The organism is Pseudoclavibacter sp. JAI123 (assembly GCF_013409665.1).
GTDB lineage: Bacteria > Actinomycetota > Actinomycetes > Actinomycetales > Microbacteriaceae > Pseudoclavibacter.
Map to the genome: position 1 here is coordinate 239,071 of NZ_JACCCM010000003.1, position 12,221 is coordinate 251,291.

Sequence of the window (12,221 nt, forward strand, 5' to 3'; positions counted from 1 at the left end):
GCAGCCCACGTCACCTTGAGCGTCAGCGCGACCGCTCGAACCGGTGGTCTCGTGAGCCCCATTGCTCCGGGGTGTAGCCGCACTGCTCAGGCGGGTTGGCTCTGCGTCCGCACGCCTTGCCACTCACGGTGACGTCACGCGCAGGTTTGGGTCGCGTGCGCCGAAGACGCGGCCCACGTCACCGTGAGTATCTGCCCGAACCGGTGGGTCCGTGAGCATCTGGGCTGAGGGAAGTCGCCGGCGGCCGGCGCAGACGGACACTCCCACGTACCGTCAACGAGTCTCGGGATGGCTATCTCACTTCGGGATGGGAAATTATCCATCCGGAAGTGAGAAAGCCATCCCGAGACTTGGTTGTGAGACGCGAGCGACCTAGTGCGCGAGCTCGCCCTGCAGCGAGGCGGCGACTGGCACGTCGGCGTCGACCGGTGCCTTGCGCACCCACTTCTTGAGGGCGATGACGGTGAGGCCGGAGATGACGGTTCCGATGAGGATCGCGAGCACGAACCAGAGCAGGTTGCCGATGGCGAAGAACACGAAGATTCCGCCGTGGGGTGCCTGCGAGGTGACGCCCGTGGCCATGGTGATGGCACCGGTGGCGGCGCCGCCGAGGATGCTCGCGGGGATCACACGCAGCGGGTCGGCTGCGGCGAACGGGATGGCGCCTTCGGAGATGAAGGCTGCACCGAGGAGCCAGGCCGCGCGGCCGTTCTCCTTCTCCACGGGGGAGAAGAGGCGCGGTGCGATGGTGGTGGCGAGTGCCATGGCGAGCGGCGGGACCATGCCGGCTGCCATGACGGTGGCCATGATCATCCAGGGTGCCTGGTTGTCGAAGGATCCGGCGCCGAGGCCGGCGACTGCGAACGCGTAGGCGACCTTGTTGACGGGGCCTCCGAGGTCGAAGCACATCATGGTGCCGAGGATGATGCCGAGGAGCACGGCGCTGGCGCCGGTGAGGCCGGTGAGCCAGGTGTTGAGGCCGTTGGTGAGGGCCGCGATGGGGCCGCCGAGGAGGATGACCATGAGGCCGGAGGCGATGATGGAGCCGACGAGCGGGATGATGACGACCGGCATGAGGCCGCGCATCCAGCGGGGCACGTTCCACGAGCCGATCCAGTAGGCCGCGCCACCTGCGATGAGGCCACCGACGATGCCGCCGATGAAGCCGGCGCCCATGATGCCTGCGACGGCACCGGCGACGAAGCCGGGCGCGATGCCTGGGCGGTCGGCGATGGCGTAGGCGATGTAGCCGGCGAGGGCTGGCACGAGGAAGCCCATGGAGGCTTGCCCGATGGCGGATGCGACTGCGCCGAGGTAGACGAGGAGTCCCGAGCGGGTTGCTTCGTCTGGCGGCAGGTTGAAGAGCGAGTTCTGCAGGATGATGTCGGTGTTGCGGCCGTCGCTGACGATGTCGTAGCCGCCGAGGAGGAAGCCGAGGGCGATGAGGAGGCCGCCACCTGCGACGAACGGGATCATGTAGCTGACGCCGGTGAGCAGCCAGCGCTTGATGCGGGCGCCGACGCTCTCGTTGGCGTTGTTCTCGGAGGCTTCGCTGGAGTCGGCGGCCGGGACGCGCTTGGCGTTCGGGTCCTTGGCTGCGGCGACGGCCTCGCCCAGCAGCTCGTCCGGGTGGTCGATGCCGCGCTTCACGGGCGACTGCACGACGGGCTTGCCGGCGAAGCGGCCGCGGTCGCGCACGTCGACGTCGTTGGCGAAGATGACGGCGTCTGCACGCTTGATGATGGCGGGGTCGAGGGGCGTGACCTTCGAGGAGCCCTGCGGCTCGACGTAGAACTCGATGCCCATCTCCTTGGCCTTCGCGGTGAGCGCATCCGCTGACATGAAGGTGTGGGCGATGCCGGTGGCGCAGGACGTGACGGCGACGATGACGGGGCCGGTGGATGCTCCGCTCGCGGCGGGAGCCGCGGGTGCGGCAGCAGCTGCCGGCTTGGCTTCCTCGGGCTCGAGGGCCTTCTCGACGATCGCGACGATCTCTTCCGGGGTGGTCGCGGCGCGGAGCGAGTCGTTGAACTCGGGGACCATGAGGGAGCGGGCGAGCTTGGAGAGCATCTGGAGGTGCTCGTCGTGGGCGCCGTCGGGGGCGGCGATGAAGAAGACGAGGTCGCTGGGCCCGTCGTGGGCGCCGAAGTCGACGCCCGGGTTGAGGCGCGACATGGCGAGCGTGGCCTCGGTGACGGCGCCGGAGCGGCAGTGCGGGATGGCGATGCCGCCGGGCACGCCGGTTGCTCCCTGTTCTTCGCGGGCGAGGGCGTCGGCGGCGAGCCCTGCGGCGTCGGTCGCGCGGCCCTGCGAGACGACGCGTTCGGCGAGGTTGCGGATGACATCGGTCTTGTCCGCACCCAGGTCGACGTCGAGGGCGACGAGCCCTGGCGTGATGTAGGTGGTCATGATGCGTTCTCCTTGGTGCTGGTTGCGATGCTGTTGCTGTGTTCGCCGGTGGTGGCGAGGTGGTCGATGCGGACGAGGTCCGGCTGTGTCTGCTCGGGGGATGGGACTCCGCTGCCGGGGAGGGAAGCTGCGGCGCTTCCGTGGGCGACGGCTTGGGCGAGGGCGCGTTCGGGGGTGGCCCCGGTGACGCTCGCGAGCAGGTAGCCGGCGAGCGACGAGTCGCCTGCTCCGACGGTGCTGCGCACGCGAGTGGGTGGCGGGGTGGCGAAGAGGCTGGTGGTGGCGTCTCGGTAGATGGCGCCTGCTCCTCCGAGGGTGGCGAGCACGGCGTCGGCTCCCCGTTCGAGGGCTCTCCCCGCAGCGTCGGCGGCGAGCTGCGGGTCGGCTTCGAGGGTGTCTCCGTCGGAGATGCCGCTCAGGTCGGCGAGCTCGAAGGCGTTCGGCTTGATGAGCTGCACGCGGGTTCCGGATGCGAGGAGCGCTTCGAGCGGGGCGTCTGAGCTGTCGACGGCGACGCGCGGTGATGCGTCGCCGAGCTCGGCGCGAACGGCCTCGATGAGCGTTGCGTAGAAGGAGGAGTCCACTCCGAGCGGCAGGGAGCCCGCGAGGACAAGCCAGTCGGCGTCGTGGGATGCGGCGACGACGGCGGCGACGAGGGCGTCTGCTTCTTCGGCGCTGAGGTGCGGGCCGGGCTCGTTGAGCTTGGTGGTGGTGCCGTCGGTCTCGGTGACGGCGAAGTTGGTGCGCACCTTGCCTTCGATGCGGACGGGGAGCATCCGGAGCCCCTCGGCTTCGACGAGGTGCGTGAAGTCGTCGTCTGCGGATGCGGGGAAGATGGCGAGGTTGTCGAGCTTGGAGGCGCGGAGGGCGCGGGAGACGTTGATGCCCTTGCCGCCCGCCTGCGACTCGCTGCCGGTGAGTCGCTGGACTTCACCTCGAGCGAGCGGGTGGGGGAGGGCGAGGGTCTTGTCGATTGCTGGGTTGGCGGTGACGGTGACGATCATGCGAGCACTGCTTCCACGTCGTTCTCGGTGAGCGCGGCGGCGAGTGCCGCACGCGGGGGCTGGTCGGTGACCAGGGCATCGACGCTGGAGAGCGGCGCGATGTGGGTGAGGGCGTCTTGGTCGAACTTGGAGGCGTCGACGGCGACGACCACGCGGCGGGCGCCTCGGCACATGGCCGACTTGACTGCCGCCTCGTCGGGGTCTGGGGTGCTGAGCCCGAATTCGGCGCTGATGCCGTTGGTGCCGACGAAGGCGAGGTCGGGGCGAAGCGCGGCGAGCTGGGTGAGGGCGCTCGGGCCGACGGCGGCGCTCGTGAGGCCTCGCACTCGCCCGCCGATGGCGATCGTCGTGAGCTCGCTGTGCGCCGCGAGGAGCGCGAGGATGGGCAGGGAGTTGCTGATGACCTGCAGCTTCGCGAGCTCGTCTGAGGGTCGTCGCACGAGGGCCGCGGCGATCTCGGCGGTGGTCGTCCCGGCGTCGATGAGGATGGACCCGGTGAAGCCGCGGGGGATGAGGCGCTCGGCGGCTTCGCCGATGCTCACCTTGGCGTCGTGGTTGAGCGGCTGCCGTTCGGCGACGGCGGTCTCGGCGAGGCTGCCGAGGGAGTTGCTGACGGCTCCGCCGTGGACTCGTCTGACGAGGTTCTCGAGCTCGAGCTGGTCGAGGTCGCGGCGGATGGTCTCTGGTGTGACGTCGAGGTCGCCCGCGAGTTCCCGCACGGCGACTTTCCCGTGCTGGGTGATGCGTTCGAGGATGAGCGCGTGCCGCTCCGTTGCGTACATGGATGCTCCTGTGCGATCCGGGTGTTGGTTCTGGTGGAGAGCGTACGCCCGAAGCGGGCGTAAAACAAGAGAAACAAACACAAACACAGAATCAGCCCGCGAAGGGCGCGCTTGCTACGCTCCAGCGGTGACCCAACGCGACGCTTCCTCACCTGCACCAGACGCCGATCAGTTCGCTCCCGAGCAGCTGCGGGAGCTCCTCGACATCGCGGTGACGCTCGCGACGGAGGCCGGCGAGCTCGTGGCTGCGCGCCGGAAGGAAGGCGTGGCGGTCGCCGACACGAAGTCGTCGTCGGTGGACATCGTCACCGCATCTGACCGGGAATCAGAGGCCCATATCCGCCGCCGTCTCGAGGAGCTCCGCCCTGGCGATGGCTTCTTCGGTGAGGAATCAGACGCCACGGCAAGCGAGACGGGACTGACCTGGGTGGTCGACCCCATCGATGGCACCGTCAACTACCTCTACGGCTACCCGAACTACGCGGTGAGCGTCGCGGTCGTTCTCGGCGATCCAGGTTCTGAGCCCTCGAGCTTCACCGCGCTCGCCTCAGCCGTCGTCAACCCGGAAGGTCGCGAGTCCTTCACCGCCATGCGTGGGCAGGGGTCCTGGTGCAACGGCGAGCGGCTGCACGTGGACGCGGCCCCGCCTCTCGAGCTCGCTCTCGTCGGCACGGGCTTCAGCTACTCGGCCGAGCGTCGTGTGCAGCAGGCGGAGCAGTGGACGACGCTTGCCGGCCGCGTGCGCGACCTGCGCCGCGTGGGCGCCGCATCCCTTGATCTCTGCAACATCGCGATCAATCGGCTGGATGCGTACTACGAGTCGGGGCTGAACCCGTGGGATCACGCAGGGGCGGCGCTGGTCGCCCGCGAGGCCGGCGCGGTCGTCATGGGCGAGGCGATGGGGCGCGAAGGGCGCCGCCTGATCATCGCGGCCAAGCCGGGGCTCGAGGTCCAGCTGGCCGATCTGGTCACGATGCTTCCTGGGGTTGGCCTCTGAATCCGTGACGGTGGCACGCCCGGGGTGCGCTCGACAGCAAGAATTACGCCCGACTTGGAACGTCGTCGACTCCCGCGCCCTCCCGCGTGATTACTGGCCACGCGGCCGATGGGCCGACCCTCGCGACGGGCCACACAGAGCCTCGATTCTCCGGAGACCTTGAAGTTTCCGTGACCTGCGCGTTACTATTTACCAGTTCGTTATAAACCGCGGTAAGGATATGAATCGTTGACTTCCCTTCTCACATCGGGCCAGGAGCAGGCTCAGCCGGCGCCCATGACCCGTCGAGAACTCCGCGAAGCAGAGCGTCTCGCATCGCTCGCGGCTAGCGCGCCAGAGGCAACGCCGGAGGCATTCACCTCCCGCCGTGCCCGCCGCGAGGCGGAGCGCACCTCGACTCCAGTGCAGACGGCCCCCGTCATCACCGCGGCCCTCGCGCCGCAGGTCGTGTCGATCGCCGAGGCGGCGCCCGTCGTCTCCGCACCTGCACCGGCCCCCGCGTCCATCGTCACGCCGAGCATCGCCGAAGTCGCGCAGATCCGCTCCGACGAGACCGAGTCGACCGCTCGCATCGAGCGCGCTTCGGTCGCGGTCCTCGAAGTGCCGCTGAGCTTCGCACGCAACGAAGAGGCTCTTCGCCCCGAGGTCGACAGCAAGACCGGCCGCCGCGGCCTCGTCCGCGTCAAGAACTCGGAGTCGTCGCACAAGAAGCGCGGCGCCCTCCTCCGCGGCGCGGCAGGCGTCACGGCACTCGGCTTCGCGGCGACCATCGCCGTCGTCTCGACGATGCCCGCCAACGCGACCTCCACCCAGGAAGACCAGGTCGCAGGCGACAGTGCAGCAGCGCTCGCCGACGCCGTCTCCTCGGTTCCCGGCCAGACCCTCACGGTCTCCGGTGGCGAAGGCACGACGGTCGAGCGCGAAGACGCGTACGCCGTCACCACGATGGGGTCGGCAACCGCCGCCAACCTCATGAGCCTCGTCGACCGTGGCACCTACAAGAACGACCTCTCCTCGACGGTCCAGTGGCCGTTCCCGGTCGGCGTCGCGATCACCGACGACTTCGGTCCTCGCGTCTCGCCCGGTGGTATCGGCAGCACGAACCACATGGGCATCGACTTCGCACCCGCTCAGGGAACGCCGATCGGCTCGATCGCCGGCGGCACCGTCAAGAGCGTCACCCCGACCGACAACGGCGGCCTCGGCGTGCACGTCATCGTCGAGCACGTCATCAACGGGCAGAGCTACGAGAGCGTCTACGGCCACATGCTGACCGGCTCCATCGCGGTCAAGGTCGGCGACGTCGTCAAGGTCGGCGACGAGCTCGGCAAGGTCGGCAACACGGGCGCATCCACTGGCCCCCACCTGCACCTCGAGGTGCACACGGCGGACGGCAACAAGATCGACCCGATCGCCTTCCTCACGCAGTTCAACGTGGTTTCCACGGTCGTCACGATGCCAGGCGAAAGCGCTGGCGCGTAACACGCGGTCCACGACGAGGGTCGTGTTCTCACGGGGTTCCGTGAGGTGCTATCCTCATCTGGTGCCATTCCGAGCCACAAGCTCGATTGGCATCTCGCCCCGATAGCTCAGTGGTAGAGCACTTCCATGGTAAGGAAGGGGTCGTCGGTTCAAACCCGACTCGGGGCTCCATTCTGGAGCAGGTGTCTGTTGCAGAAACCCTTGGCTGGGTAGCTCAGTTGGTGAGAGCGCACGACTCATAATCGTGAGGTCGAGAGTTCGAATCTCTCTCCAGCTACAGATGAAGACCCGGTTGCCGTTCTGGCAGCCGGGTCTTTTGTCGTGCCGAGCGTTGCGGGTTGTGCATCGCATCGCATCGTGCCTGTGCCTGTGCCTGTGCCTGTGCCCGCGCCCGCGTGCCCGAGTGTTGAGCTCTTCGTGACAGCTCAACGCAGAACAGCGGGCCCCGGCGATTGCCGGGACCCGCTGTTCTGGTCGTGCGAGGCGTCTTACGCCTTGTTCTTGCTGCCGCGGCTTGTGATGAAGCCCCAGATGACGAGCACGATGAGCGACCCGCCGATGGCGAGCAGCCAGCTGCTCAGCGAGAAGAACGAGTCGACGTCAGCGCCAAAGAGCGCCGTGCCGATCCATCCACCCAGCAGTGCGCCGATGACGCCGAGGATGAGGGTTGCGATCCATCCGCCGCCCTGCTTGCCGGGCAGGATGAGCTTCGCGATGGCCCCGGCGATGAGTCCGAGAAGGAGGAATGCGAGGAATCCCATGAGAGCTCCAAAGTTCGATGTTGACTGTAGTCGCCGGTGTCGGACGCTGGCCGCCCCTTGTGGCGCTTGTGGCGCTCAGCGGTGCAGCCAGGCTCTTCACCGGACAGTCCATTGTGGACCCCGGATATCGGTATATGGAAATCCTGTGCGCAAACACTCGGAAAGCCGTGCTCTTCCTGTGATAGTCGCGGTCATATCCGCCAGATGCGCGAAAAGAATCAGAGAAAGGCCCCGGATGCAAGATCCGGGGCCTTATCTGTTATTTGTGTTAGTAGGTACTGCCTTACATCTTCGACGGCGGCATGAGCACCGAGTCGATCAGGTAGACAGTCGCGTTGGCCGTCTGGACTCCACCGCAGATGACCTTGGCGCCACCGGCACCGACGGTCAGGTCGTCGCCCGAGCCCTCAACGGTGACGGTCTCGCCCTGGACGGTCGTGTGCTCGCCAGCGATCTCGTCAGGCAGGATCTGTCCCTCGACGACGTGGTAGGTCAGGATGCCCGAGAGCAGGTCCGCGTCGGTCTTGAGCGTCTCGATCGTGCCGGCATCGATCTTGCCGAAGGCCTCATCCACCGGTGCGAACACCGTGAACTCGCCACCGTTCAGCGTCGAGACGAGGTCGACATCAGGGTTGAGCTGTCCGGAGACCGCTGCGGTGAGCTGCGTGAGCAGCGGGTTGTTGGAGGCCGCGACCGCAACCGGGTCCTGGGACATGCCCTGAACCGAGCCAGCGCCGTCCGGCACCTGTGCCGCGTAGTCCGCGCAGCCGGGGCCAACAAGGTTGGCGGCTGGGTCCATCGTCTCCATGGAGGTCTCCATGGGCGACTCCATGGTCGTCTCCATGGGGGACGCTTCCATCGAGGCGTCAGGCTCAGCCGTGGGGGCCGAGTTCGAGCAGGCTGCCAGGCCGAAGGTCGAGATGGCCGCCAGCGAGAGGAGGGCGAGTGAGCCCTTCCTGGTGATAGTGCGCATAACTTCACTCCTCATTTCTCGGCCGGTGGGCCGGAGCCGCATCCGTTGCGGTTCACTGAGACATTCGGAGGCCCTCCCGGGACGGATTGGAAAAGTTCGGAATAAATTCTGGGGCGTCGCAATCGCGGGTTTCGAGTCCTTACATATGGGTGCCCCTCCGAGGCCCGGGATGTGACCTCCTCCAGCAACAGAAGAGGTGGTGAGACCAAACCGAAACGGACACCGCTCCGAACTCCGTTCACAGGCATCACTGACCGCCTGACAGCCACGCTGCAGGGAGCGCAACATGATCTCGCTAGGACTCATCGGCTTCCTCGGAGGCCTCATCACGGGAATATCGCCGTGCATCCTCCCGGTGCTGCCCGTCATCTTCTTCTCGGGCGGCGTGCAGGGTGCGCGCAGCGACGAGGAGATGCAAGCCGAGGCCCAGGATCCCGGGGCCGATGGGCCCGACGAGGGCACGCTCAAGACGAGAGTCAAGAGCGAGCAGAAGACGAAGCGGCGCGCATCCGCCCGTCCGTACCTCGTCATCCTGGGCCTCGTTACAAGCTTCAGCGTCTTCACGCTGCTCGGCTCGCTGCTCCTCAGCCTCCTGGGCCTCCCCCAGGATGTGCTCCGCTGGGCAGGCATCATCGTGCTGGTGCTCATCGGAGTCGGCCTCATCGTGCCGAAGTTCGAGCACCTCCTCGAGAAGCCGTTCTCGTGGATCCCGCAGAAGCAGGTCAACACCGACCGCGGCGGCTTCCTCCTCGGCATCGCCCTCGGCGCCGTCTACGTGCCGTGCGCCGGCCCCGTGCTCGCCGCCATCACGGTTGCAGGCTCGACCGGCCAGATCGGCATCGAGACGGTCATCCTCACGGTGACCTTCGGCATCGGTGCGGCGATCCCGCTCCTCATCTTCGCCCTCGCCGGTCGCCGGGTGGGCGAGCGCGTCAAGTCGTTCCGCAAGCACCAGCGCGGCATCCGCATCACGGCCGGCGTCGTCATGATCGCCCTCGCGATCGGCCTCGTCTTCAACCTCCCACAGCTGCTCCAGCGCCTCGTCCCCGACTACACGGCGGGCCTGCAGGAGCAGTTCAACTCGAACGAGCAGGTCGAAGAGGCCCTCGCATTCGGCGGCCTCGTCAACGACCAGAACGAGCAGCTCACCAACTGCACGCCCGGCGATCCTGAGCTCGGCGACTGCGGTCCCGCGCCCGAGATCCTCGACATCCAGGAGTGGATGAACACTCCCGACGGCGAAGAGGTGCAGCTCGCTGCGCAGGCAGCCGAGGGCAAGGTCGTGCTCATTGACTTCTGGGCCTACTCCTGCATCAACTGCATCCGCTCGATCCCTCACGTCACCGCCTGGGACCAGGCCTACAAGGACGCCGGCCTGCAGGTCATCGGCATCCACTCGCCCGAGTACGCCTTCGAGAAGGAAGCATCCAACGTCTCGAACGCGATCGACGAGTTCGGCATCGAGTACCCCGTCGCACTCGACAACAACCTCGGCACGTGGACGAACTACCGCAACCGCTACTGGCCAGCCCACTACCTGATCGACGCGAGCGGCACCGTCCGCGCCATCCACTTCGGTGAAGGCGGATACGCGGAGACCGAGGCGCAGATCCGCGACCTCCTCAAGGAAGCCAACCCCGACGTGCAGCTGCCGGGTGAGACCGACACCTCGGACACGACGCCCGAGCTCGGAAGCACGACCCCCGAGACCTACCTGATGCCGACGAAGGTCGTCAACTACGCAGGTGAGGGCGAGTACGGCCAGGGCGACCGCAGCTTCACGTTCCCCGCCGAGCAGCAGCAGGACACGTTCTCCCTCGAAGGCGACTTCAACCTCGACTCGCAGGGCATCAGAAGCGACGACGAGGGCAAGATCAAGCTCTCGTACACGGCCTCGACCATCCGGATGGTGCTCGGCGGATCGGGCACGGTGACCGTCGACGACGGCACGGGCCCCCGCGAGATCCAGGTCGAAGGCAACCCAGGCTCGTACCTCCTCTTCGAAGGGGACCAGAGCAAGCAGGGAGAGCTGACCGTGACGCTGGGGGGTGGCGTGGATGCTTACTCATTCACCTTCGGTTGAGGCCAGGCCGAACGCCCCAGCCCCCACCAGAGCTCCCGCCGATTCACAGGTTGAAGTCAACCGAATTCGCGAAAGCTTCGAGAGATGGCAAGCTGAACTGGTGAGCGAAACCATCGGAGAGATAGAGGAACTTCTCGTGCGTACCGCCACAGGAAGCAAGGAAGCCTTCTCCACCCTCTACGACCTCATGGCCCCGCGAGTTCTGGGGCTGATCCGGCGAGTGCTTGTCGACCAGGCGCAATCCGAGGAGGTCGCACAGGAAGTGCTGCTGGAGATCTGGCAGACCGCCGCGTCGTACTCGCCGAGCAAGGGCAAGGCGACCACCTGGATGCTGACTGTCGCGCACCGCAGAGCCATCGACCGGGTGCGTGCATCCCAGGCGTCGAAGGACCGTGACCTGAAGATCGGGGTGCGGGACTTCGAAGGGGAACGCGACGACGTCGCCGAATCCGCGGAGATCAGCATCGAGCACAAGCGCGCACAGCAGGCGCTCGCGAAGCTCAGCGATCAACAACGTGAAGCCGTCACCCTTGCCTACTACGGGGGTCTCACGCAGAGTGAGATCGCGGAACGGCTCGAGGTGCCGCTCGGCACGGTGAAGACGAGAATCAGAGACGGAATGAATCGGCTGCGACGAGAGCTGGGGGTGGAGTCATGAGCAACGAACAGGATCGCGAACGCGAAGAGCTCGAGCAGCTGCTTGCTGCAGAGGCGCTCTCCGCCAACGACTTCGACGATGCCGCCGACCGGGCGCTGCTCAACAAGCTCCTGGAAGACGGCGAGCTCTCCGAGGAGTTCGAGAGCTACCAGGAGGCCGCAGCCCAGCTCGCGCTGGCCACGGACCCCATCCGACCGCCCCTCTCCATGAAGGACTCGCTGTTCGCGAAGCTCGACAGCTTCCCGCAGCAGAACCCGATCGGCGACGAGCGGGATGCGACGTCCTCCGCCGACGCCTCGGACGCGACTGGAGTGCCTTCGCGAGCCGACGTGGCGAACGAAGACACCGACGGCGAGGGACGGCGCAAGCTATCCCTCGTCCCGGAGCCGCAGACCGACGAGGACGACGATCGTGATCTTCACGACGATCGTCGCGTCGCCTCGGCTGGCGGGGGCGCATCCAGCACCGGCCACGGCGAGGACGACTTCGGTCCCGTCGAGACGCGTGCCCGTGGACGTTGGTTCCGCAGCAGCGCACAGGCGATGTTCGCGGCAACCGCGGCCGTCGTGCTGGCCGTCGGCCTGTTCCTCGGCGGAGGCTTCGCCTTCGGCGGGTTTGGGCAGGATGGGCAGGAGCCGCCGACCGCCGACGGTGACGTCGCGCTGATCCTCGCCGCCCCCGACGTCGACAGCGCCCGCACCGAGGTCGCCGGCGGCGGGACCGTCACCGTCTACTGGTCCGAGGAACTCGGCCAGTCGGCGGTCGTCGCCCACGGCATGGCCCAGCTGCCAGCTGAGAACGACTACGAGCTCTGGTACATCGACGGCGAGGGGCCGGCACCTGCCGGCATCCTGACGATGGCCGACGGATCCCCGGCAGTGCGCGTGCTCGACGGCACATTCGCGCCCGGCATGGCCGTCGGTGTCACCGTCGAGTCGAAGGGCGGCTCGGAGACGGGCCTCCCCACCACCGACCCGGTCGCGGTCGTGCAGAGCTAGACGCCGAGCAGAGCACAGCCGGAAAGACCCCCGAGCGGCTCGGCCGCTCGGGGGTCTTCCCCGTCCCGGACGGC

The 12,221-nt window shown here is 67.2% G+C and carries 10 protein-coding genes and 2 tRNA genes; 7 read left to right on the forward strand and 5 right to left on the reverse strand.

Translation table 11 applies throughout. The annotated features are described in order from the left end of the window. Nucleotides 1-372: 372 nt before the first annotated feature. Genes HDC34_RS16210 through HDC34_RS16220 form a run of 3 tightly spaced genes read right to left on the reverse strand, consistent with a single transcriptional unit; the run spans nucleotide 373 to nucleotide 4,195 of the window. Complete coding sequence (locus tag HDC34_RS16210) at nucleotides 373-2,409, reverse strand: fructose-specific PTS transporter subunit EIIC (RefSeq protein WP_179557798.1); 2,037 nt, start codon at nucleotides 2,407-2,409, stop codon at nucleotides 373-375. Beyond that, entirely contained in the window at nucleotides 2,406-3,413 is a 1,008-nt protein-coding gene (locus tag HDC34_RS16215) for a 1-phosphofructokinase family hexose kinase (RefSeq protein ID WP_179557799.1), read from the reverse strand. The genes HDC34_RS16210 and HDC34_RS16215 overlap by 4 nt, the downstream gene beginning before the upstream one ends. After that, the gene (locus HDC34_RS16220; RefSeq protein ID WP_179557800.1) at nucleotides 3,410-4,195 is read right to left on the reverse strand and encodes a DeoR/GlpR family DNA-binding transcription regulator; all 786 of its coding nucleotides are present in this window, start codon (nucleotides 4,193-4,195) and stop codon (nucleotides 3,410-3,412) included. The genes HDC34_RS16215 and HDC34_RS16220 overlap by 4 nt, the downstream gene beginning before the upstream one ends. Nucleotides 4,196-4,382: 187 nt before the next feature. On the opposite strand from HDC34_RS16220, the gene HDC34_RS16225 reads away from it, so the two are divergent. From HDC34_RS16225 to HDC34_RS16240, 4 genes are all read left to right on the forward strand, one after another. Continuing rightward, on the forward strand, nucleotides 4,383-5,192 hold the full coding sequence (locus HDC34_RS16225) for an inositol monophosphatase family protein (protein WP_257023392.1): 810 nt from the start codon (nucleotides 4,383-4,385) through the stop codon (nucleotides 5,190-5,192). A gap of 228 nt (nucleotides 5,193-5,420) precedes the next feature. Then, the gene (locus HDC34_RS16230; RefSeq protein WP_146080845.1) at nucleotides 5,421-6,674 is read left to right on the forward strand and encodes a M23 family metallopeptidase; all 1,254 of its coding nucleotides are present in this window, start codon (nucleotides 5,421-5,423) and stop codon (nucleotides 6,672-6,674) included. 96 nt (nucleotides 6,675-6,770) lie between these two features. Beyond that, nucleotides 6,771-6,845 (forward strand) — tRNA-Thr (locus tag HDC34_RS16235). Nucleotides 6,846-6,877: 32 nt separating this feature from the next. Continuing rightward, nucleotides 6,878-6,951, forward strand: a tRNA-Met gene (locus HDC34_RS16240). Nucleotides 6,952-7,162: 211 nt separating this feature from the next. Here HDC34_RS16240 and HDC34_RS16245 read toward each other — a convergent pair. Together HDC34_RS16245 and HDC34_RS16250 are read right to left on the reverse strand one after the other, a co-directional pair. Next, on the reverse strand, nucleotides 7,163-7,435 hold the full coding sequence (locus HDC34_RS16245; protein WP_104312971.1) for a GlsB/YeaQ/YmgE family stress response membrane protein: 273 nt from the start codon (nucleotides 7,433-7,435) through the stop codon (nucleotides 7,163-7,165). 283 nt (nucleotides 7,436-7,718) lie between these two features. Beyond that, the gene (locus tag HDC34_RS16250) at nucleotides 7,719-8,408 is read right to left on the reverse strand and encodes a fasciclin domain-containing protein (protein ID WP_104252061.1); all 690 of its coding nucleotides are present in this window, start codon (nucleotides 8,406-8,408) and stop codon (nucleotides 7,719-7,721) included. 286 nt (nucleotides 8,409-8,694) lie between these two features. On the opposite strand from HDC34_RS16250, the gene HDC34_RS16255 reads away from it, so the two are divergent. The 3 genes from HDC34_RS16255 to HDC34_RS16265 all read left to right on the forward strand — a co-directional run bounded on the left by HDC34_RS16255 (nucleotide 8,695) and on the right by HDC34_RS16265 (nucleotide 12,147). Further along, entirely contained in the window at nucleotides 8,695-10,491 is a 1,797-nt protein-coding gene (locus HDC34_RS16255; RefSeq protein ID WP_179557802.1) for a cytochrome c biogenesis protein CcdA, read from the forward strand. Between the two features lie 100 nt (nucleotides 10,492-10,591). Continuing rightward, a complete protein-coding gene (gene sigK, locus HDC34_RS16260; RefSeq protein WP_308807384.1) occupies nucleotides 10,592-11,149 on the forward strand; it encodes an ECF RNA polymerase sigma factor SigK in 558 nt (185 codons plus the stop codon). Beyond that, nucleotides 11,146-12,147 carry an anti-sigma factor gene (locus HDC34_RS16265; protein WP_179557803.1) on the forward strand — a complete coding sequence of 334 codons (1,002 nt, stop codon included), beginning with the start codon at nucleotides 11,146-11,148 and terminating at the stop codon, nucleotides 12,145-12,147. The genes sigK and HDC34_RS16265 overlap by 4 nt, the downstream gene beginning before the upstream one ends. Nucleotides 12,148-12,221: the final 74 nt, after the last annotated feature.